Source organism: Mesorhizobium sp. M0184 (assembly GCF_040322215.1).
Taxonomy (GTDB): Bacteria; Pseudomonadota; Alphaproteobacteria; order Rhizobiales; family Rhizobiaceae; genus Mesorhizobium.
Genome location: NZ_JAMYSZ010000014.1, coordinates 108,173 through 127,642 on the forward strand (window position 1 = coordinate 108,173; position 19,470 = coordinate 127,642).

Genomic DNA, 19,470 nt, shown 5'->3' on the forward strand with positions numbered 1-19,470 from the left:
CGGCGTCACCCAGTGCTAATGCTGGCGCTTTGAACCGGAAGGTTGAACCATGCCTTGGTTGCCGCGCCTTGCTGTTGTGGTGGTCGGCCTGATCGCTGCGAACACTCCTCCCGTATCGGCCGAAACCGTCGACGAGCTCTATCAATCGCAGACCATCGTCACCGGCCAGGGCGAGGTCAACAGGCAGATCGGTTTCAAGGCCTGCCTCGATGCGGTGCTGGTTCGTGTGTCCGGCGATCAGCGGCTGCCGAAGAGAACTGAGATGGCGGCGCTGCGCGACAAGGCCGGCAGCTTCGTTGCCGAATTCCGCTATCGCGACCGTCTCGAAGGCATTCCAATCCATGACGAACAAGGCACCCATGACCGGCCGCATGATCTCACTTGTCTGTACAGGCCTGACGTTATCGATCCGGTGCTTGCCGCGCTTGGCAGCAAACCATGGCTTGGCGAGCGGCCACACCTGGCAATTTTCCTGGCGGCGGAGCAAGGCACAAGGCAGTTCGCGCTGACCGCCGACGATGAGCGCGGGGCGGCGATGCGCGAATCCTTCGTCAACGCCACCGGTCCGCTGGTCATGCGGATTGTGTTTCCCGAAGCGTCGCTGCTGTCGGCCTCGAAGCTTGACGACCAGGCCCTGCGCCATGCCGATATCACGACGCTGGACCAGCTTGCCAGGAAGGCCGGAGCCGACCAGGCGCTCGCCGGCAGTATCGTCTGGAGCGACAAGGAACTGGGCTGGATAGCCGACTGGCGGCTTGCCTTGAATGGCAAGAGCTACAATTGGCAAGTGCGCGGCGTCAGCTTCGACGAGGCATTCCGCGTCGCCATGCGGGGTGCTGCGCAGATCCTGTCGGGCAATGGCCAACCAGAATAGCGCCCGACAGGACCGCTGGCTCAATCGTGTCGCATTGGTCAGCAGCGGAGGCTCGTGGTAAAAGCCGCCTGATCCGGAGTTTTTGCGATGAACAAATTCACCCCTGCAAAGCCTGCTGGCGCGCGCAGCGTCGACGAGATCACCGGCAGCCGGCGGCTGCGGCGCATGCGCAAGGCCGATTGGTCGCGCCGCCTTGTCCAGGAGAACCGGCTCTCGGTCGACGATCTGATCTGGCCGATCTTTGTCGTCGACGGCAGACAAGTGCGCGAACCGATCGCCGCCATGCCCGGCGTGTTCCGCCTGTCGCTCGACCTCGCCGTCAAGGAGGCTGAGCGCGCGGCCAAGCTTGGCATTCCGGCGATCGCCACTTTCCCCAATGTCGAGCTCGGCCTGCGCGATCAGACCGGTTCGCACATCCTCGATCCGGAAAACGTCATCAACCGTGCCACCCGCGCCATCAAGCACGCAGTGCCGGAGATCGGCATCATCACCGACGCCGCGCTTGACCCGTTCACCTCGCATGGCCATGACGGCATCTTGCGCGAAGGCATTATCGTCAATGATGAAACGGTGGAGCAAGTGACGGCGGCGGCCGTCATCCAGGCGGCGGCGGGGGCCGACATCATTGCCCCCTCGGACATGATGGACGGCCGTATCGGTGCCATCCGCGATGCGCTCGACGCCAATGGGTTTCAGGATGTTGCGATCATGTCCTATGCGACCAAGTTCGCATCCGCTTTTTACGGCCCCTATCGTGAGGCGGTCGGCACCGCCGGCCTGCTCAAGGGCGACAAGAAGACCTATTACATCGACCACGCCAATTCCGACGAAGCGGTGCGCGAGGCCGAGCAGGATCTAGCCGAAGGCGCCGACATGCTGATGGTCAAGCCCGGCCTGCCCTATCTCGACATCATCCGCCGGCTGAAGGACGAGTTGCAGATGCCGACCTTCGCCTATCAGGTCTCGGGCGAATATTCGATGATCAAGGCCGCCGCCGCCAATGGCTGGATAGACGGCGAAAAGGCGATGCTGGAATCGCTGCTCGCCTTCAAGCGCGCCGGCTGCGACGGGATTCTCACCTACTTTGCGCCCGAAGTGGCGGCGATGCTCAAGGGGTGATGCGCCTTTGTAGCGTCTACATCGAGCAGTGTTCGTTCGTCCAAAGCGCGACATGGAACGCCGCAGGACATCGCTTCAAGTTTACGCTGCCCCTCGTTGCCCTGCCGGGCATTTCTCCCCGTAAAGTGGCAGGGAGAAAGACGCGTTCGTAAAAGATTTCACCAATCTCCAGCGTTGCAAAAACATCGACGTTGCGGCCAGCCCCTTCTCCCCGTCACTATACAGGGAGAAGCTGCCGGCAGGCGGATGACGGGCGGCGCCGACATTGAGATTGGTTATTCCAACATGATTTGGAAGCGATTGCCCCGCCGGCGATTCAAAATACCGCTTGCAAAATGCAATCAGTTAAGCTACCCCGATAACTGCTTGCATCTCACAATTGGTTATCGAGGAGGCTCTCATGTCCAAGCTTCGCGTCAGCGCTTTCACCCTGTCGATCGACGGCTTCGGCGCCGGTCCCGACCAAGACCTGAAGAACCCGCTGGGCGTTGGCGGGGAAGCCCTGCACGAATGGATGTTCGGCACCCGCACCTTCCGCAAGATGGTCCTCGGCAAGGATGGCGGGACCACGGACACTGACGAGGCGTTCGCGGCACGCAGCTTCGAAAATGTCGGCGCATGGATCCTCGGCCGCAACATGTTTGGGCCGATCCGCGGCGAATGGCCGGATGACAGCTGGAAAGGCTGGTGGGGTGACAACCCGCCCTACCATGTGCCGGTCTTCGTGCTCACGCACCATCCACGTGATCCCATTGTCATGGAGGGCGGCACGACCTTCTATTTCGTGACCGACGGCATCCACTCAGCGCTGGAGAAGGCGAAAGCAGTGGCTGACGGCAAGGATGTACGGCTGGGCGGTGGCGTTTCTACGATCCGGCAATATCTCAAGGAAAAGCTCATCGACGAAATGCATCTGGCGATCTCACCGGTCCTGCTAGGCGCCGGCGAGAGCCTTTTTGCCGGCATCGACATGCCCAAGCTCGGCTATCGCTGCAGCGAGCAGGTCGCGACGCCGAAGGCCACGCATGTCATCATCGAGCGCACCTAGCTTGTTGCAGGGCGCCGCCATGGAGGCGCCGCCCTCCTCGCCGCTTTAGTCAGTACTTCTCCGGCACATACAGTTCGCGCGGCAGTACCTGGCGCTCGTATTCGGGATTGAAGACGCGCTCCGGCAGTGTGATCTCTTCGTGCGGCACCTCCTCATAGGGCATCTGCTTGAGGAGATGGTCGATGCAGTTCAGCCGTGCCCGCTTCTTGTCGTTGCCCTCGACGATGAACCACGGGGCTTCCGGGATATTGGTGCGGGCGAACGTTTCTTCCTTGGCCTTGGTGTACTGCTCCCAGCGCACGCGCGACTGGAGGTCCATCGGCGACAGTTTCCATTGCTTCATCGGGTCATGGATGCGCATCAAAAAGCGCATCTGCTGCTCCTCGTCAGTGATCGAAAACCAGTATTTGACAAGCGTAATGCCTGAGCGGACCAGCATGCGTTCGAAATCCGGCACGTCGCGGAAGAACTGCTCGACCTGATCCGGCTGGGCAAAGCCCATCACCCGCTCGACGCCGGAGCGGTTATACCAGGAGCGGTCGAACAGCACGATCTCGCCGCCGGCCGGCAGATGCGGTACGTAGCGCTGGAAATACCATTGCGACTTCTCGCGCTCGGTCGGCGCCGGAAGTGCTGCGACGCGGCAGATACGCGGATTGAGCCGCTGGGTGATGCGCTTGATGACGCCACCCTTGCCCGCCGAGTCGCGGCCCTCGAAGACCACGACGAGCTTCTTCTTGTGATAAGCGACCCAGGACTGCAGCTTGATCAATTCGGATTGCAGCGTGATGAGATCGCGAAAATATTGCAGGCGGTCGATCGATGGCGGATGCGCATTCTTGTAGATCTTGGCGATCTCCATCGACAGCGCCGGCTCCGAGATTTCCAGCTCATAGTCTTCATCGAGCGTGTCGGCGAGTTCCGCTTCCAGCCAGTCCCTGGCCGGGGAATTCTGTTTTATCTCGGTCATTTGCGCTGCCCCGCTTACAGGCCTTGCCGGCCGCTGTCAGGCGCTCTGCCGCCCGGCCCGGCGGCCGGAAATCGAAGCGCTGGACCGATGTTAGTATAGGCCGGGAATGACGGTTTTATTGCAGCCACTACTGCGCTGGCTGTGCGTTTCAATCCGCAAGATGTGATCGAGCTTGCCCTGCGGAACGGGCGACAAGCGGAACGAATTATCCTACAAATAGCCGGTTCATTGAGGGCTGTCGTTTGCAACGCCCTTTCCCGATAAATTGTGAGGATACGACATGGAATACCGCACTCTCGGCCGTTCCGGGCTGAAGGTTTCGACGCTGACCATGGGCACCATGACGTTCGGCGGCGGCGGCGCGTTTTCGGCGGTCGGCAAGACCGACCTCGACGAGGCGCGCCGGATGATCGACCTTTGCATCGATGCCGGCGTCAATGTCATCGACACCGCCAACGTCTATTCGAACGGGGTGTCGGAAGAGATCATCGGCGAGGCGCTCGGCGGCAAGCGCAAGGGCGACGTGCTGATCGCCTCCAAGGCGCGCATGCGGATCGGCAAAGGCCCCAATGATGAAGGCCTGTCGCGCTACCATCTGATCCGCGAATGCGAAAGGAGCCTTAAGCGGCTCAGGACGGATGTCATCGACATCTATTTCCTGCACGAGTGGGATGGCCTGACACCGCTTGAGGAAACCATCGCCGCGCTCGACACGCTGGTCGCGCAGGGCAAGGTCCGTTATGTCGGCTGCTCCAATTATTCCGGCTGGCAAGTTATGAAGGGGCTGGGGATCAGCGACCGTCAGCACCAGCCACGTTTCGTCACCCAGCAGATCCATTACACGCTGGAAGCGCGCGAGGCCGAGTATGAATTGTTGCCGATCTCGGTCGACCAGGGGCTCGGCGTGCTGGTCTGGAGCCCGCTTGCCGGCGGGTTGCTGTCCGGCAAATACCACCGTGACCAGCCGACCGCCCGCCAGCTCAGCGGCTGGTCGGAACCGCCGATCCGCGACGAGGACCGGCTGTGGCGGATCGTCGACACGCTGATCGATATCGGCAATAACCACGGCGTGTCGGCGGCGCAGGTGGCGCTTGCCTGGCTGCTCGGCCGGCCCGCTGTCAGTTCGCTGGTGATCGGCGGACGAACCGAAGCGCATTTCAAAGACAATATCGCCGCTGCAAGCCTGGTGCTTGGCGATGAGGAGCGCACACGCCTCGATGCGGTCAGCAGGCCGCCCGTGCTCTATCCCTACTGGCACCAGCAGTTCACCGCAAAGGACCGGTTCGGTCCGGCCGATCTCGTCCTCGACCGCGACGGCGCCTGAAAAACAGCCTGAAGCCAGGCTCCCGGACTACGCCGAGATATGGAGCCGATCGTGCCTTGCGGTGTTGTGTTTGCGGCCCAATGCTCCTAGGCAAAGGCCAAGCACAATGAAAGGAACCGATATGGCACGAGCACCGAACTACGGTCAGGAACGCAAGGAACGCGACCGGCAGAAGGCTGCCAAGAAGGCGGAAAAGCAGGCTGCCAAGGTCGCAGCCAAGGAGCGATCGAAGCCCGAGGGCGAGAGCGAGTCCCAAACCAAAACCGAAACGGCCGAGTGATGACGCCCAGCCTGTCAGGCGGTCCGGGCCTCGGTCGAACCCCGCTATGCCTCAGGCGGGCGCCTTGTCGCTGACGAAGACGTTCACTTCACGAGCGGCGGCAATGAAGGCCCGTCTTGCGTTCATGGCCGGCTTGTCGCCGGCCAGCGCATCATGACAGGCTTGCAACGCTTCGCGGTGCTTGGGGCTGCGCTTGCCCGGCCAATTGTTGAGGAGGTAGTCGGAAGCCTCGCGGGCCGTACGCAAGAGCTGATTGCTTCCCGCCGCGCCCTTGACGGTCACGGGTGTGTCAAATCGGTTGTTTTCCATCGCCGCTCTTACGCCATCGGCATTTGCGAAGCGAGACCGAAAGTAGCATTCTTCGCTCATCTGCTCTTTTCGTGATCAATGGCAGCCGATCCTCACTCAAGCGACGACGGCAAATCCCCGGGCGCGCAGGCCGCGCCGGTCGTTGCGCAGCGAGGTCACCAGCCGGTCGCGGCTGCCGATGATATGGGCCGAAAGCAGGCGGGCGGCGGTATCGGCATCGCCGGCCCGCACCGCCGACAGAATGGCATGGTGTTCGGCCCAGGCACGGCCGAGCGCTGCCTCGTCGCGAACCTCGAGCCAGCGGGCGCGCGACAGGCGTGTCATCACGTCGCGAACCGCTCTGAACAGGAACTCGTTGCCTGATAGACGTGCCAGCTCGATATGAAAATCCATGCCGACACGATGCCATTCCTCGCGCGGGGTTTGGTCGTCGCAGGAATCGAGCATAGCCTCGATAATTTCGACGGCACCCCTGTCCTGCAAGGCACAAGTCAGCCTGACTGCCGCGACCTCGACCGCCTCGCGATAGACGGCGATCTGCTCGAGTTCAGCAAGATTGATGGGCGAGACCGTCCAGCCGCGGCCGTCGCGGCAGATCAGGCCTTCGGTCTCGAGCCGCAGCAACGCAGCCCTGACCGGTGTGCGCGAGGCGCCGAAGCGGCTTTCGACCCAGCGCTCCGTCAGCCGCTCGCCGGGACCAATCTCGAGCCCGAGGATCATCTCGCGAAGCTGCTTTTCGACGTTCTGCATCTGCGACATTGGCGTTCCGTTCAGGTCATTCGTTCCGGCAATCGGGTCACTGGCCGGCGTTGGCCGATCACGCCGGCCTTTGTCGATATGTTTGAGAGGCCCGCATTGACAGCCACGGGGCTTGCGTTCATGACAGATACCAGCTTGGTATCCCAAATCGGTATCCACAGCAAGTTTTCATGCAAGCTGGCCGGACAGGACAGACATGCCGCAAGACGCCAATCGCGCCACGCACAACGTCCATTGGCGCCGCAATCTCGCCGTGTGTTTTGCCGGCTCGTTCAGCACGCTTGTAGCAATGACGCTGCTGTTGCCCTTCCTGCCGCTCTACGTCGAGCAGCTGGGCGCCAAGGGCCATGCGGCGATCGTGCAGTGGTCGGGCGTCGCCTACGGCGCCACTTTCCTTGCCGCCGCGCTGGTCGCACCGCTGTGGGGGCGGTTAGGCGACCGCTACGGCCGCAAACTGATGCTGGTGCGCGCCAGTTTCGGTATGGCGCTGTGCATGTCGCTGGCCGGCATGGTGCAGACTGTCTGGCAATTGGTGCTCTTGCGCCTGCTGATCGGCTTTGCCGGTGGCTATTCTTCGGGCTCGACCATCCTGGTTGCCATGCAGACGCCGAAGGATCGCTCCGGCTGGGCGCTGGGCGTGCTGTCGGCCGGAATCACGGCCGGTGCCCTGGTCGGTCCGCTGCTTGGCGGCGCGCTGCCGCCGCTGATTGGCATCCGCGCCACATTCCTGCTCGCCGGCGGCGTCATTTTCCTGGCTTTTCTGGCAACCACCTTGCTGATCAAGGAGGCGCCTCGCCCGGTTGCCGCCAAGGCCGCGTCAGAAGAAAAAGTGAAAGACGGCTGGTCGCAGATTCCCGACAAGCGCCCCGTCGTCGCCATGCTGGCGACCGGCATGCTGTTGAGTTTCGCCACCATGTCGATCGAGCCGATCATCACCGTCTATGTCCAGCAGCTCATCGAAGATCAGAGCCAGGTCACGCTGGTCTCCGGCATCGTCATGTCCGCGGCAGCGCTCGGCGCCATCCTGTCGGCGTCGCGGCTCGGCAAGCTCGCCGACCGTATCGGCCACTGGAACGTCATCGTTGCCGCACTCGCCGTCTCGGCGCTGCTGCTGATCCCGCAGGCCTTCGTTACCCAGGGCTGGCAACTCGTCGGCCTGCGTTTCCTGATGGGCCTGGCGCTTGGCGGTCTTTTGCCCTGCATCACCAGCGTCATCCGCCACAATGTGCCCGACGGGGTCGGCGGCAACGTACTGGGCTTGTCGATCTCGGCGCAATATGTCGGGCAGGTCGCCGGACCGTTGCTCGGCGGCTTCGCCGGCGGCCATTTCGGTATGCGCTCGGTGTTTCTCGGCACATCCATTCTGATGGCGGGCGGAGCGGCCTATAACTGGCTGGTCCAGTCGCGCCGCGAACTCGACATGCTGGCGGAAGCCGGCAAATCCTGACACGGTTCGCGGCACTATCTCAGGCGGTCGCCAGGAATCACGGAGGCGTGGAAATGAGCACGGATGAACACGCGGCAGGCGGCCGCATTCTGGTTCTTGCCGGCGGCCTATGCGGCGCAACCGGCGTGGCGCTTTCGGCGGCGGCGGCACATCTCGGCGGCGCTTTCGTCGGTACGGCCGCATCCTTCCTGCTCTTGCATGCGCCGGTCTTCCTTACCGTCGGGCTGCTCGGTGGCAATAGCATCCTGCGAACCGGAAGCCTCATCCTTCTCGTCGGGCTTCTGCTATTCTCGGGAGATCTTTTGGCCCGCGACTTCCTTGGCTCGCGGCTGTTCCCGATGTCGGCGCCGATCGGCGGCACGTTGCTCATCGGCGGCTGGCTGATGATGGCCGCCTCGGCGCTGGTGCGCCCGCGCCGCCATTGATGCGGCAACCAATGGCGGCCGCTGCTCCTTCGCCAGCCGCCCTCGATCCACGAGCTGTGTCTTGCCAGCTCAGTCTCGCGGACGTTCGGGCCGGACTTGGCCATCGCTGTTGGTCGTCTTGACTACACGCCGCCGCTCCGGCCGTTCGGTGGCCGGCGAGATGCCCCAATAATTGCGATAGATGTCTTCGAACAGATGCTTGATCGGGTGCATGGTTTAATCTCCTCTAGTTTTTTGAATCGATCCAATCAGCGGGCACAAAAATAGGCCACCGATCAGCTCCGCTTGCGTCCTACGAGGAAACCCAGGTCGCGAATCCACGGACCGGTCCTGTCTCGCCGCTTCCGGGCCTCCGCGCTCGAACGGATGCTCCAGTCGTTCCGGTAAATGTCCTCGAACAGATAATTGACGGGGTGCATGGCGCTCTCCTCTTGTATCGATCCAATCTGAGGACGAAAAACGCACTTGGATCGATTCAAAGAATACGCATCGCACCACAAATGTCAAGCAAAAATTTGAATCGATCCAACGAAGGTGTTAGGTAGTCGGCGATACTGTTGGACCGGAGTCCCGGAGACAAACAAATGGCATCACTCACCGAAGGCAGGAGGCCCATCCGGCTGGCGGACATCGCCAAAGCCGCGGGCGTATCACACGGCACTGCCTCCAATGTCTTCAGCCGTCCCGAAATCGTACGCGAGGAAGTCCGCGAGCGGGTCAAGGCGGCGGCCGACGCGCTGGGCTACGCCGGCCCCGATCCAAAGGGCCGCCTGCTGCGCGCCGGCAAGGTCAATGCGATCGGCGTCGCCACAACCGAGCCGCTGTCCTATTTCTTCGACGACCCCTTTGCGCGCGTGATGATGGCCGGCATCTCGGAGGCATGCGACGCCACCGGCGCGGGAATAGCCCTCGTGTCGGCCGGCAACGAGGAAAAACTTGCCTGGAATATCCAGAGCGCCCTGGTCGACGGCTTCATCCTGTTCTGCATCGAGGGCGGTCCGCGCCTCGTCGAGCTGACGCGCGAACGCAAGCTCCCCTTCGTCGCGCTCGAGCTCGGCTCGCAGGACGCCACGGTCTCGGCGATCGGCGTCGACAATGTTGCCGGCGGCCGGCTCGCGGCGCGCCATCTGGCGGAACTTGGACATCGCCGCTTCGCCGTGCTGTCGCTGGCCTTCGCCGACGACAGCACCGGACTTGTCTCGCCCGAGCAGGTCCGGACCGCAGTCTATACAGGAACCCGTGACCGCCTCCTCGGCTATCTCGAAGGGCTTTCCCGGTTCGGCGTCGATACCGCCAAGGTGCCGGTCTACGAGACTGAAAACGATGAGGCCAGCACAAAGGCCGGCCTCGAAACCCTCTTCGCCTCGGCAGAACCGCCGACCGCCATCCTGGCGATGTCGGACCGGGTCGCGATGGAAGCATTGGAATGGCTCAGCGCGCGGGGCATCGTGGTTCCTCGCGATGTTTCCGTCGTCGGCTTCGACGGCGTGCCTGAAGCCGCAATTTGCGAGCCTCCGCTCACCACCATCGCCCAGCCGATCGCCGAGATCGGCCGCCGGGCAGCGCGAAGAATCCTCGACTTCGACGGCACGGTGCGGCGAGAAACGCTCGATGTCGAACTTGTCGTCAGGGCGTCGTCCGGGCCGCCGCCAGGCACAGGTTGACTGGGCAGATCGGCTCCAAATCTTATCGATTGGCCGCCATCGGACCGATGCCAAAGGATGGACGGACCGGTGACGCCTCGTTGCGGACCGGCTTGCCCTTGCCGGACCAGCCGATAGCGGACAGCCATTCCAGATAGAAGGCGAGCGCGAACTGCATGGCGATGCCGGCGGCGAGCAGCAGACTGTCATAGGCAAAGCCGCCCGGGTTGACCAGCTTCATCACCTGCGCCGCCATGGCAATCACCGTGCCGGCAATGAAAACCGGCAGCGAGCGTTTGCCCAATATGGCGAGCGGATTGTCGCGGCCGGTGCGGAACAGGTTCGAGACGAAAGGCAAGGCGACGACCAGATAGCTCATCGCCAGGATGTGCAGCAGCCGCGGCAACGACAGGAACGTCTTGTCGAAACCGGTCAGCACCACCGGCAGGTCGAGCCACGACACATGCCCCCACAGCGGGCTGTGCACCCAGACGAGTGCCGTCAGCACATAGGCGGCGGCCGCGCCGACCAGCCAGCGATTGACAGGGATGGTGCCGCCGCGCCGCACATGCAACACGCTGGCCATGCCGATATTGAACAGCAATTGCCATGACAGCGGATTGAGGAACCAGAAGCCGGGCTCCGGGTAGTTCGGCGGCGCGATCTGGTAGATTCCGGCAATCAGCCAAAGGGCTGCGGATACTGCGAGCGCCGCCAGTGGCCGGTAGCTGATGAACAGCAGGAAGACCGGCGCCATCAACAGCAGCGCCGCATAGACCGGCAGTATGTTGTTGTAACCGAGCTGATGGCCGAGCGTGACGATGCCGACCAGGACTTGTGGCGGGTTCCTGACGAGCGGCTCGATGTTGATCAGCGTCAGAAGATCCGGCCGTTTCGCAAACACCGCCGCCGCGCAGAAGATAGCCATCACCACCATCGTCGTGACGATGTGGGTGACATAGAGCACACCGGCGCGGCGCCACATTTTCAGTGTTGCAATCAGCCGGTTTCCCGGCTGGAACTTAGTGCCGTAGGCGAGAGCGACGGACATGCCGGAGATCAGCACGAAGGCCTCGGCCGCATCCGAAAACCCGAAATTCTTGTAGGTCAGGGTTTCGAAAACGGTGCCAGGCACGTGGTCGACGAATATGGTCAGGAGGGCGAGAGCCCGGAACACATCAATACGCGTATCGCGTTCCGGCGAAACTGGCATGGTCATCGATAAAAGGCCTTAAAGCTGGTTGTTCATGCCCGGCATGCGATCCCTCGGGCGACCACCCGGCGCACACTGCTTCGATCCCCCCCGCGGGGATTATATCGGCAAAGAAACGGACTGAAATGCGCCCGGTTCAATCAACTTTCGCGGAGCTTGAAAATATTCCGTTTTGAAGCCGGCAAATTAACGAAAGTAACGCGGAATCAAAAGGATGTGACTATGGCCGAGCAAAGCCTCGAAGACGGTATTTTGCAGGAGAATTCAGGCTTTTTCTACCGGCTCCATCGATCCGCCAATTTACCCGGTGACTGGCTGTTCCTGTTGCATGGATCGGGTGTCGACGAGACGACCTTGCTGCCGCTTGGTCGGCAAATCGCGCCGCATGCGGCGCTGGTTACGGTCCGTGGCCGCATCCCTCAGGAGGACGGTTTCCGCTGGTTCACGCGAATCACCCCGACGCGATTCGAGCAGGCAAGTGTCCGCGCGGAGGCAGATGCGTTTGCAGGCTTCGTCGCCGGCGTCGCGAAGCGCCACAGCCTCGATCTCCGCCGCGCGACCTTTCTCGGCTATTCGAACGGCGCCAATTTGGTTTCAAGCGTCATGCTGCTGCATCCGGGCGTGATCGAGCGCGCTGCATTGCTGCGTCCGATGCCGGTGCTCGACGAGGTGCCGCCGGCCGACCTGTCGAAGGCGCGGGCTCTGATCGTCGCCGGCGCCGCCGACCTGACCTACGCGCCTTTCGCCCCCGTGTTGGCCGCTCTACTGAGCTCGCATGGCGCCAAGGTCGAGACCCACACCATTGCCTCCGGCCATGAAATCGGCGACGCGGATGCTGAAATCGTCAGGCAGTGGCTGGCGGGGTCAGGCAACCGCTGAACGAGCGGATTGAGCGCACGCACAACGCGGGCCCGACCATCGAATGTCAGTGTGCGGCGGGCTGGAATAGCTCGATCACATTGCCGGACGGGTCTTCGAGCAGGGTCTGCGAGCCGCCGACGCCGTTGATGATATCGTTGCGGAAGGCGAGCCCGGCGCCCTTCAGGCGCGCAACCTCTTGCTTCAGATCCGGCACCACCAGCAGGATGCGGTTCCACCCTCCCGGCACCGGCCGGCGGCCATCCGGCATCGCCCGTGCGCCCGAGCTCTCCGGCCCGCTCAGCAGAAGCCGCAGATCGCCGCGCGTGACCGAGCAGAAAGCCGGCCGCGCATCCCGTTCAATGGCAAAGCCCAGATGCTTCACGTAGAAATCGATGGAAGCGGCGACATCGTCGACAATATAGCGAACACTGACGGGCGTCATGACCGGGGGCCTTTCAGTTTGAGTAGAACGTTTTATTAAAGGCTGCTCATCATCGGCAACGCCCCGGCAGCACTACGACGCCGCCGACACACTATGACCGTCGGTTCGCCAGGGGATCAGGGCAAGCAGACCAGCACTGCCGACCACGGCGAAGACAGCGCCGTAGATGAACACCGCCTCATGGCTTACACGATCCCAGAGCTGTCCCGCGACAACGCTTGCCGCGAGTTCCAGCAGGCCGACCGTGGTGCTGTACCAGCCGATGCCGCTGGCACGCAGCTCTTGCGGCACGAAGTCCGAGGCGAATGCCTTGCCGACTGAGCGGAAGATGCCTTGATAGAACCCGTAGAAGGCAAAAAGCAGCCCGATCAGATAGATGTTCCGGGTCAAGACGAAGCCGAGATAGGCGATCAGGAAGATGACGAAGGACGACAGTAACACGCCCTTGCGGCCGAAGCGGTCCGATAGAAAGCCGGCCGGGTAGGAAATCAGCGCCGCAACGAGATTGAAGCCTGCGTAGATAAGAATGGTTGCCTCCAAAGAGGCACCGATATCCTGTGTTTGCAGAATCAGAAATGCATTGCTCGAATTGCCGATGCCGAAGAGAGCTGTCACCAAGAGATAGATCCAATAGGCTTTGGGAAACTGCCGCAGATTGACGTCGATCTTGGCCTTTGCGGCTACGGCCAGTGGCTGCTCGTGCACCAACACCACCATGAGGAAGGCGAGGAGACCGGGAATGAGCGCGAGATAGAAGATCCAGCGGATATCGACTTTGAGCGCGATGAGAAGCAGCACCGCGAGCAGTGGCCCCAGAAACGCTCCCAGATTGTCGCCAATGCCTTCTAGGCCGAATGCTTTGCCTCGGTGCTCGTCGGCCACGGACGAAGCAAGGAGCGCGTCGCGCGGAGCGGACCGGAAACCTGCAGCGAGCCGATCCACAAACCGCGCGCCCAGGACCATCGGCCACACTGTGGCCACGCCGATCAGCGGTTTGGCGATAGAGGCCAGAAAATAGCCAATGAGGGCTATCGGTTTCCGCTTCTGAAGCCTGTCCGAGAGCCAGCCCGAAAAACCTTGCACGATGTTCTGCGTCGCCTGGGCGATTCCGTCGACCAGACCGACGACGCTCCCGCTTGCGTGCAGAGTCTGGGTTAGGAAGATCGGCAGGATCGGATAAAGCATCTCGGTCGAAATGTCGGCAAACAGGCTCGCCAGCGCCAGAAGCACCGTGTTTCGGGAAATCCAGGCGAAGGTTTTCCTTGGCGCTGCCCCAGTCATTGCTTTGCCCTGTTCGGCAATCCGTTTGGCTGAAACGCAACGGCTATCATGTCGGTTGCAATGCGCCACTGCTGAGTGTCCTGCCCCCATCCCGAAGGTCCGCGCAGCAAAACCGGTACCCACGCGGTCCTTCGATTCGGGATCATGGTCTACGCCCGCCCCATGCGGTTCCAGGCGTCCAGCCCGGCGATCTTGTAGGCTTCGGCCAGCGTCGGATAGTTGAAGGTGTTGTTGACGAAGAAGTCGACAGTGCCGCCGAGATTGATGACCGCCTGGCCAATGTGGATGAGTTCGGTCGCGCCCTCGCCGACAATATGGGCGCCGAGCAGACGGCGTGTTTCGATCGAGAACAGAAGCTTCAGGAAGCCGGTGTTGACGCCCATGATGTGGCCGCGCGATGTCTCGCGGAACCGCGCCACGCCGACCTCGTAGGCGGCACCACTCTCACGCACCTGCTCCTCGGATTGCCCGACCGTGGAGATTTCCGGCACGGCGTAGATGCCGTAGGGAAAGGTTTCGGGCGGCGGCGGCAAGGGCACGCCGAAGGCATGGCAGGCGGCCACCCTGCCCTGCTCCATCGAGGTCGATGCCAAGCTCGGAAAGCCGATGACATCGCCGGCGGCATAGATGTTGGGCGCGCTGGTCTGGAACGTCTGCGGATCGACCCTGATGCGGCCTCTGGAATCGGCCTCGATGCCGACCGCTTCCAACCCTAGGCTGCCGACATTGCCGGTACGCCCTGCGGCATAGAGCACGATCTCGGAACGTATGGTGCGGCCGTCGGCCAGCGTCACCTCGGCGTAATCGGGTTTCGAGGCGATCTCCTTGACGGCACTGCCCAAGCGGATGGTCATGCCGCGGTCGCGCATCTGATGGATGAAGTCGTCGACGATCTCGCGGTCGACAAAATCCAACGTCGTATTGCGTGGCTCGACCAGCGTCACCGGCACGTCGAGCGCCGAAAAGATCGTCGCATACTCGACACCGATAACACCGGCGCCGATCACCGTCAGCGTGCGCGGCAGGCGATCGAGCTCCAGCATCTCATCACTGTCGAAAATCCGTGTTTTGTCGAACGGCACGTCGTGCGGCCTGTGCGGCCGGGTGCCGACCGCGATCAGCGCATGGGAGAAGCCAGCCTCGCTGTAGTCGCCGGTGTCGGTGGTCAGGCTGACCTTGTTGGCGCCGAGGAATTTTGCCGCGGCGCGCGCGCTCTTGACCGTGTTGCGCATGAACTGATGCTGCAGCACCTCGACCTCATGGTCGAGCGTCTTGTGCAGGCGCTCGACCAGATCGCCGACCGAAATGTCCTGCTTCACGCGGTAGCCGCGTCCATAAAAGCCGCGCTCACGCCAGCCGGAGAGGTTGAGCACCGTCTCGCGCAACGTCTTCGACGGTATGGTGCCGGTATGCACCGACACGCCGCCGAGACGCCGGCCTCTGTCGACCACCAGCACCGACTTGCCGAGCTTGGCCGACTGCACCGCGGCGCGGCGCCCGGATGGGCCGCTGCCGATGACCAGCATGTCGTAGTCCATGTCGCCCCGTCCCCTCGGCTCGGCGCGCTTTGTTGCGCCGCAGCAAACTAACGCTATCCGCGCCGTGAATTCAACAAGTCAGACGGCCCCAGGCACTCCGTCACCATCTACACGGCGGCGAAAGGCTCGATCTTGATTCCGCCGCGAACCTTCACCATTTCACCAAGAAGCGGCCCCGTGCATTAACCCGGGTTCGATTACGAGGAAATGACATGAACGCTCGCGTTCTCGACGGCGAAATCATCACCAGCAGGCTCGAAGATGTCCGCGCCTATGAGGGCGTGCGCACGCGGCGCATTCTCGCCTTTGTCATCGATTATTTCATCGTCGCGCTGCTCACCATACCATTCGCGATCCTGGTGTTCCTGTTCGGGCTGTTGACGCTCGGCCTCGGCTGGATGCTGTTTTCCATTCTCGTGCCGGCCGTCGCCATCCTCTACATCTGGAACACGCTCGGCAGTAAAGACCAGGCCACCACCGGCATGAAGATGATGGGCATCCGGCTCGACCGGCTCGACGGCAGCCGCATCGACGGGCTGACCGCCGTCGTGCATTCGGTGCTGTTTTGGGCCGGCAATGTCATCCTTTCGCCGCTGGTCCTGCTGGTGAGCCTGTTTTCCGACCGCAAGCGCACGCTGCACGACCTGCTGCTCGGCACCGTCGTCAGCCGCAGCGGCCGCTGAGCAGACTTTTGAAGCGCGGCCGCAGCCTTTGCGCACAAATGTGAAGACGTCCAATCAACCAGGCTTTCACAATCCTGTTGAATTTTTCGGCGTCCGCGCCAAAGGTAGAGCGATTCGCAGGAGTGTTTCCAAGGTTCGATGACGCAGCACCCGACCCAGTCGCCGCAGTTCTTTCTGACCGCGCCCTCGCCATGTCCCTATCTCGAGGGCCAGTTCGAGCGCAAGGTGTTCACACACCTGGTCGGCGACAAGGCCCCCGAGATGAACGATCTGTTGACGCAGGGCGGTTTCAGGCGGTCGCAGAACATCGCCTACAGGCCGGCCTGCGAGACCTGCCGCGCCTGTGTGTCGGTGCGCATCCTGGCGCAGGAATTCACCGCCAGCCGCAACTTGAAACGGGTCATACAGCATAATTCGGATCTGGTCGGCGCCATGCACGACGCCGAACCCTCCACCGAACAGTATTCGCTGTTCCGCAGCTATCTCGACGCCCGCCACCGCCGTGGCGGCATGTCAGACATGACCGTGCTCGACTACGCCATGATGGTCGAGGATACCCATGTCGACACCAAGGTCATCGAATACCGTCGCCGCGGACCTGACAGCTTCATCACCGGCAAGGGCCAGGGCGAGCTGATCGCCGTGGCGCTCACAGACAAGATGGCCGATGGCCTGTCGATGGTCTATTCCTACTTCAACCCGGACTTCGAGGACCGTTCGCTCGGCACCTTCATGATCCTCGACCACATCGCCCGCGCCAGGGCGATGGGCCTGCCCCATGTCTACCTGGGTTACTGGGTCAACGGCTCGCGCAAGATGAATTATAAGATGCGCTTCCAGCCGCAGGAGCATCTCGGCCCGAAAGGCTGGGAACGCTACAATCACGAAGCGGTTTCGCGCTGATCTTCGCTTTCGGTATTCACTCTTAAATTGTTTCGAGGAGGATGCCGCTGGGCTTCCGGCCGATCGGCTGGAAAACCGGGCGGTCAATTTTGCGCCTCCAAGCCTACGCGAGAATTGCCGCATGTCTTCCCACAACGACCACCAGAGAGGCCTTCTGATCACCGCCATCGGCGGGCTGACGCTGACCGTCGACATTCCGCTGATCCGGCTCGCCGACGGCGAGGCGTGGACGATCCTGCTGTTGCGCACCGGCACGACCTTCGTCGCCACGCTTATCATCTGGGCCGCCTGGCGCTCGCTGAGCGCAAAGGCACCGCAGCTTGTGCCGGGCTGGTCAGGGCTCATCGTTGCCGGCCTCTACGGGCTCGGCTCGATCGCCTTCATCACCGGTGTCTACAATACCTCGACAGCCAACCTCGTTTTCATCCTGGCGTTCACAACCATGTTCGCGGCCCTTTTGTCATGGCTGTTCCTGAAGGAGAGGCCACAGCCCCTGACGCTCGCAGCGCTGGCATTGATGATCGCCGGCGTCGTGATCATCGTCGGCGATTCCGTCGGAACCGGGGATCTCTTCGGCGACTTGATGGCGCTATGCTCGGCTTTCATGATCGCCGCGGCCATCACCATCTCGCGCGCCAGCGGCAAGGATATGGGCTTCACCGCGCTGATCGGAGTCGTCCTGCCGCTGGCCGTCGGCGCCGTGATGGTTTCCAAGGTGGGTTTTCACGTCAACGCACCCTGGTGGATCATCTTCAACGGCGCCGTCATCATGCCGATCTCGTTCTTCTGCCTCGCCAACGGTCCGAAATACATTTCCGGGCCGGAAGTGGCGATGTTCTACCTGTTAGAAACCGTGCTGGCGCCGGTCTGGGTGTGGATGATCTTCGCCGAAACACCGTCGCGCAACAGCCTGATCGGCGGCGCGATCCTCATCATAACCTTGATCGGCCATTCGCTCTGGCAGTTGCACGAGGGGCGCAAGCGCCGCGCCACGTTCGCCGTCAGTCACCCGGCCTGATTCTTTTTCGCGGCGGCGCGTCCGGCGACAATTTCGATCTGCGGCGGTGCGTCATCGTGCTCCGCCGGTTCGGCGGCAGCGAGCTCATCGGTCAGTTCCACTTCGCGCAGCCATTCGCGCCAGATTGCGACCAGCAGGGCCATCAGCACCGGGCCGATGAACAGGCCGAGAAAGCCCATTGTCTTGACGCCGCCAATCAGGCCGAAAAAGGTTGGCAGGAAGGGCAGCTTTATCGGCCCGCCGACCAGCTTCGGGCGCAATGTCTTGTCGACGATGAAGAGTTCGACCGCGCCCCAGATGAACAGCGCCAGCCCCGCCATCGGCGAGCCGCTGGCGGCGAGATAGATCGACACCAGCGTGAAGGACAGCGGTGCGCCGCCGGGGATCAGCGCCATGATGCCGGTCAGCGCGCCGAGCGTCACCGGCGACGGCACGCCGGCCAACCAGTAAGCGATACCCAGCACCAGCCCTTCGCCGATGGCGATAACGGTCATGCCGGTCACCGTCGAGGAGATTGTCGCAGGCACCACGCGTGAGATCCGTTCCCATCTGGCCGGCAGGATGCGTTCGCCGAGGCGATCGACCTGTCCGGCGAAATGCTCGCCGTCGCGATAGGCGAAGAACAGCGCGATCATCATGAATAGCAGCGTCAGCAAAAGGCCGAAGGCGCTGCCGCCGGCGGCAAGCACGCCGCGATAGATGCTGCCGATATTGGCGCCACTGATCAGCTGGATCAGTTCGCCGATACCGCCGGGGTGGCCAACGTTGACCGTCCATTGTTCATTGAGCCATTCGCCCACCACGGGCATGGTGGCGATCCAGTGCGGCGTCGGCGCACCGTAGCGGTTGGTCTCGATCGCCCAGTTGACCCACTCGCGCACCTCATTGATGGCGTAGGTGCCGGCAAGCGCGATCGGCACCACCAGGAAAGTCAGGATGAACAAGATCGCAAGCGTCGCAGCGATGGTGCGGTTGCCGCCGACGCCGGCGAGCAGCCGCCGATAGAGCGGCCAGCTGGCGAAGGCGATAACCAGGGCGGCAAGAACCGGGAACAGGAAGCCGTGGAAGAAATAAACGCCGGCGGCAACGATCAGCACCAGGAGCCAGCGCGCCGCCGACAGCGGCGGAATGACAGCGGCCCTGAGCGGCATCGACAGGCCAAACAGACGCTGCTGCCGCTCCGGCTTCTGGATCCTGACTTCCTTCAAGCGGCTACCTCTCCCTGGCCCATCGTATCGCTTATGCCCTGATATAGTGCAGCAATCGTGACGACATTCCAAATGTTTGGGTGGAGCTGCTAATCTCCCCCCTTGAGGGGGAGATGTCGCCGAAG

21 protein-coding genes are annotated in these 19,470 nt (G+C 62.4%); 12 read left to right on the forward strand and 9 right to left on the reverse strand.

Annotated features, from left to right (window positions below):
• Positions 1–49: 49 nt before the first annotated feature.
• From NKJ23_RS18720 to NKJ23_RS18730, 3 genes are all read left to right on the forward strand, one after another.
• Positions 50–874, forward strand: a complete 825-nt coding sequence (locus tag NKJ23_RS18720) for a DUF8605 domain-containing protein (protein WP_352681650.1) — start codon at positions 50–52, stop codon at positions 872–874.
• An 87-nt stretch (positions 875–961) separates the two neighbouring features.
• Positions 962–1,993: a porphobilinogen synthase gene (gene hemB, locus NKJ23_RS18725; protein WP_352501508.1), complete on the forward strand. Its 1,032-nt coding sequence runs from the start codon at positions 962–964 to the stop codon at positions 1,991–1,993.
• A gap of 400 nt (positions 1,994–2,393) precedes the next feature.
• Entirely contained in the window at positions 2,394–3,041 is a 648-nt protein-coding gene (locus NKJ23_RS18730) for a dihydrofolate reductase family protein (protein WP_352681652.1), read from the forward strand.
• A gap of 49 nt (positions 3,042–3,090) precedes the next feature.
• On the opposite strand, the gene ppk2 is transcribed toward NKJ23_RS18730, so the two are convergent.
• Positions 3,091–4,011, reverse strand: coding sequence for a polyphosphate kinase 2 (gene ppk2, locus NKJ23_RS18735; RefSeq protein ID WP_352646576.1), 921 nt, complete (start codon positions 4,009–4,011; stop codon positions 3,091–3,093).
• Positions 4,012–4,291: 280 nt separating this feature from the next.
• Here ppk2 and NKJ23_RS18740 point away from each other — a divergent pair, with 280 nt between their 5' ends.
• Both NKJ23_RS18740 and NKJ23_RS18745 read left to right on the forward strand, forming a co-directional pair.
• On the forward strand, positions 4,292–5,335 hold the full coding sequence (locus NKJ23_RS18740; protein ID WP_352590522.1) for an aldo/keto reductase: 1,044 nt from the start codon (positions 4,292–4,294) through the stop codon (positions 5,333–5,335).
• 106 nt (positions 5,336–5,441) lie between these two features.
• Positions 5,442–5,615, forward strand: coding sequence for a hypothetical protein (locus NKJ23_RS18745; protein WP_352622843.1), 174 nt, complete (start codon positions 5,442–5,444; stop codon positions 5,613–5,615).
• Between the two features lie 51 nt (positions 5,616–5,666).
• On the opposite strand, the gene NKJ23_RS18750 is transcribed toward NKJ23_RS18745, so the two are convergent.
• Both NKJ23_RS18750 and NKJ23_RS18755 read right to left on the reverse strand, forming a co-directional pair.
• Positions 5,667–5,924: a DUF982 domain-containing protein gene (locus NKJ23_RS18750; protein ID WP_023674477.1), complete on the reverse strand. Its 258-nt coding sequence runs from the start codon at positions 5,922–5,924 to the stop codon at positions 5,667–5,669.
• A gap of 96 nt (positions 5,925–6,020) precedes the next feature.
• Positions 6,021–6,683, reverse strand: coding sequence for a GntR family transcriptional regulator (locus NKJ23_RS18755; protein ID WP_352622828.1), 663 nt, complete (start codon positions 6,681–6,683; stop codon positions 6,021–6,023).
• A 196-nt stretch (positions 6,684–6,879) separates the two neighbouring features.
• Here NKJ23_RS18755 and NKJ23_RS18760 point away from each other — a divergent pair, with 196 nt between their 5' ends.
• Positions 6,880–8,130: a multidrug efflux MFS transporter gene (locus tag NKJ23_RS18760; protein WP_352681654.1), complete on the forward strand. Its 1,251-nt coding sequence runs from the start codon at positions 6,880–6,882 to the stop codon at positions 8,128–8,130.
• 53 nt (positions 8,131–8,183) lie between these two features.
• Entirely contained in the window at positions 8,184–8,555 is a 372-nt protein-coding gene (locus tag NKJ23_RS18765; protein WP_023674474.1) for a DUF423 domain-containing protein, read from the forward strand.
• A 69-nt stretch (positions 8,556–8,624) separates the two neighbouring features.
• Here the strand turns inward: NKJ23_RS18765 and NKJ23_RS18770 are convergent, their stop codons facing one another.
• Positions 8,625–8,768, reverse strand: a complete 144-nt coding sequence (locus NKJ23_RS18770) for a hypothetical protein (protein ID WP_023674473.1) — start codon at positions 8,766–8,768, stop codon at positions 8,625–8,627.
• 371 nt (positions 8,769–9,139) lie between these two features.
• Between NKJ23_RS18770 and NKJ23_RS18775 the strand changes: the two genes are divergently transcribed.
• Positions 9,140–10,219: a LacI family DNA-binding transcriptional regulator gene (locus tag NKJ23_RS18775; RefSeq protein WP_352681656.1), complete on the forward strand. Its 1,080-nt coding sequence runs from the start codon at positions 9,140–9,142 to the stop codon at positions 10,217–10,219.
• Between the two features lie 22 nt (positions 10,220–10,241).
• Here NKJ23_RS18775 and NKJ23_RS18780 read toward each other — a convergent pair whose 3' ends face one another.
• Positions 10,242–11,417, reverse strand: a complete 1,176-nt coding sequence (locus NKJ23_RS18780; protein WP_352590513.1) for an OpgC family protein — start codon at positions 11,415–11,417, stop codon at positions 10,242–10,244.
• Positions 11,418–11,633: 216 nt separating this feature from the next.
• On the opposite strand from NKJ23_RS18780, the gene NKJ23_RS18785 reads away from it, so the two are divergent.
• Positions 11,634–12,290 (forward strand): alpha/beta hydrolase, encoded by a 657-nt coding sequence (locus NKJ23_RS18785; RefSeq protein WP_352622831.1) that lies wholly within the window; start codon positions 11,634–11,636, stop codon positions 12,288–12,290.
• Positions 12,291–12,336: 46 nt separating this feature from the next.
• Here the strand turns inward: NKJ23_RS18785 and NKJ23_RS18790 are convergent, their stop codons facing one another.
• From NKJ23_RS18790 to sthA, 3 genes are all read right to left on the reverse strand, one after another.
• Complete coding sequence (locus NKJ23_RS18790; RefSeq protein WP_352621051.1) at positions 12,337–12,714, reverse strand: VOC family protein; 378 nt, start codon at positions 12,712–12,714, stop codon at positions 12,337–12,339.
• Positions 12,715–12,786: 72 nt separating this feature from the next.
• Positions 12,787–13,995 (reverse strand): MFS transporter, encoded by a 1,209-nt coding sequence (locus tag NKJ23_RS18795; RefSeq protein ID WP_352681659.1) that lies wholly within the window; start codon positions 13,993–13,995, stop codon positions 12,787–12,789.
• A gap of 149 nt (positions 13,996–14,144) precedes the next feature.
• On the reverse strand, positions 14,145–15,533 hold the full coding sequence (gene sthA / locus NKJ23_RS18800) for a Si-specific NAD(P)(+) transhydrogenase (protein WP_352681660.1): 1,389 nt from the start codon (positions 15,531–15,533) through the stop codon (positions 14,145–14,147).
• Positions 15,534–15,745: 212 nt separating this feature from the next.
• On the opposite strand from sthA, the gene NKJ23_RS18805 reads away from it, so the two are divergent.
• The 3 genes from NKJ23_RS18805 (at position 15,746) to NKJ23_RS18815 (ending at position 18,137) form a co-directional block, all read left to right on the forward strand.
• Positions 15,746–16,216 carry an RDD family protein gene (locus tag NKJ23_RS18805; RefSeq protein ID WP_023674465.1) on the forward strand — a complete coding sequence of 157 codons (471 nt, stop codon included), beginning with the start codon at positions 15,746–15,748 and terminating at the stop codon, positions 16,214–16,216.
• A gap of 138 nt (positions 16,217–16,354) precedes the next feature.
• Positions 16,355–17,119, forward strand: coding sequence for an arginyltransferase (locus NKJ23_RS18810; protein ID WP_352456566.1), 765 nt, complete (start codon positions 16,355–16,357; stop codon positions 17,117–17,119).
• 121 nt (positions 17,120–17,240) lie between these two features.
• Positions 17,241–18,137, forward strand: coding sequence for a DMT family transporter (locus NKJ23_RS18815; protein ID WP_352681662.1), 897 nt, complete (start codon positions 17,241–17,243; stop codon positions 18,135–18,137).
• On the opposite strand, the gene NKJ23_RS18820 is transcribed toward NKJ23_RS18815, so the two are convergent.
• Entirely contained in the window at positions 18,125–19,345 is a 1,221-nt protein-coding gene (locus tag NKJ23_RS18820) for an AI-2E family transporter (protein ID WP_352571482.1), read from the reverse strand. The two genes, NKJ23_RS18815 and NKJ23_RS18820, sit on opposite strands and share 13 nt — an antisense overlap.
• Positions 19,346–19,470: the final 125 nt, after the last annotated feature.

Coding starts and splice junctions, on each gene's coding strand:
- NKJ23_RS18730 (WP_352681652.1), top strand. CDS start 2,394: ATGTCCAAGCTTCGCGTCAGCGCTTTCACCCTGTCGATCGACGGCTTC.
- NKJ23_RS18785 (WP_352622831.1), top strand. CDS start 11,634: ATGGCCGAGCAAAGCCTCGAAGACGGTATTTTGCAGGAGAATTCAGGC.
- NKJ23_RS18790 (WP_352621051.1), bottom strand. CDS start 12,714: ATGACGCCCGTCAGTGTTCGCTATATTGTCGACGATGTCGCCGCTTCC.
- NKJ23_RS18805 (WP_023674465.1), top strand. CDS start 15,746: ATGAACGCTCGCGTTCTCGACGGCGAAATCATCACCAGCAGGCTCGAA.
- NKJ23_RS18775 (WP_352681656.1), top strand. CDS start 9,140: ATGGCATCACTCACCGAAGGCAGGAGGCCCATCCGGCTGGCGGACATC.
- NKJ23_RS18755 (WP_352622828.1), bottom strand. CDS start 6,683: ATGTCGCAGATGCAGAACGTCGAAAAGCAGCTTCGCGAGATGATCCTC.
- NKJ23_RS18740 (WP_352590522.1), top strand. CDS start 4,292: ATGGAATACCGCACTCTCGGCCGTTCCGGGCTGAAGGTTTCGACGCTG.
- hemB (WP_352501508.1), top strand. CDS start 962: ATGAACAAATTCACCCCTGCAAAGCCTGCTGGCGCGCGCAGCGTCGAC.
- NKJ23_RS18815 (WP_352681662.1), top strand. CDS start 17,241: ATGTCTTCCCACAACGACCACCAGAGAGGCCTTCTGATCACCGCCATC.
- NKJ23_RS18780 (WP_352590513.1), bottom strand. CDS start 11,417: ATGACCATGCCAGTTTCGCCGGAACGCGATACGCGTATTGATGTGTTC.
- NKJ23_RS18720 (WP_352681650.1), top strand. CDS start 50: ATGCCTTGGTTGCCGCGCCTTGCTGTTGTGGTGGTCGGCCTGATCGCT.
- NKJ23_RS18765 (WP_023674474.1), top strand. CDS start 8,184: ATGAGCACGGATGAACACGCGGCAGGCGGCCGCATTCTGGTTCTTGCC.
- sthA (WP_352681660.1), bottom strand. CDS start 15,533: ATGGACTACGACATGCTGGTCATCGGCAGCGGCCCATCCGGGCGCCGC.
- NKJ23_RS18810 (WP_352456566.1), top strand. CDS start 16,355: ATGACGCAGCACCCGACCCAGTCGCCGCAGTTCTTTCTGACCGCGCCC.
- NKJ23_RS18795 (WP_352681659.1), bottom strand. CDS start 13,995: ATGACTGGGGCAGCGCCAAGGAAAACCTTCGCCTGGATTTCCCGAAAC.
- NKJ23_RS18745 (WP_352622843.1), top strand. CDS start 5,442: ATGAAAGGAACCGATATGGCACGAGCACCGAACTACGGTCAGGAACGC.
- NKJ23_RS18760 (WP_352681654.1), top strand. CDS start 6,880: ATGCCGCAAGACGCCAATCGCGCCACGCACAACGTCCATTGGCGCCGC.
- NKJ23_RS18750 (WP_023674477.1), bottom strand. CDS start 5,924: ATGGAAAACAACCGATTTGACACACCCGTGACCGTCAAGGGCGCGGCG.
- NKJ23_RS18770 (WP_023674473.1), bottom strand. CDS start 8,768: ATGCACCCGATCAAGCATCTGTTCGAAGACATCTATCGCAATTATTGG.
- ppk2 (WP_352646576.1), bottom strand. CDS start 4,011: ATGACCGAGATAAAACAGAATTCCCCGGCCAGGGACTGGCTGGAAGCG.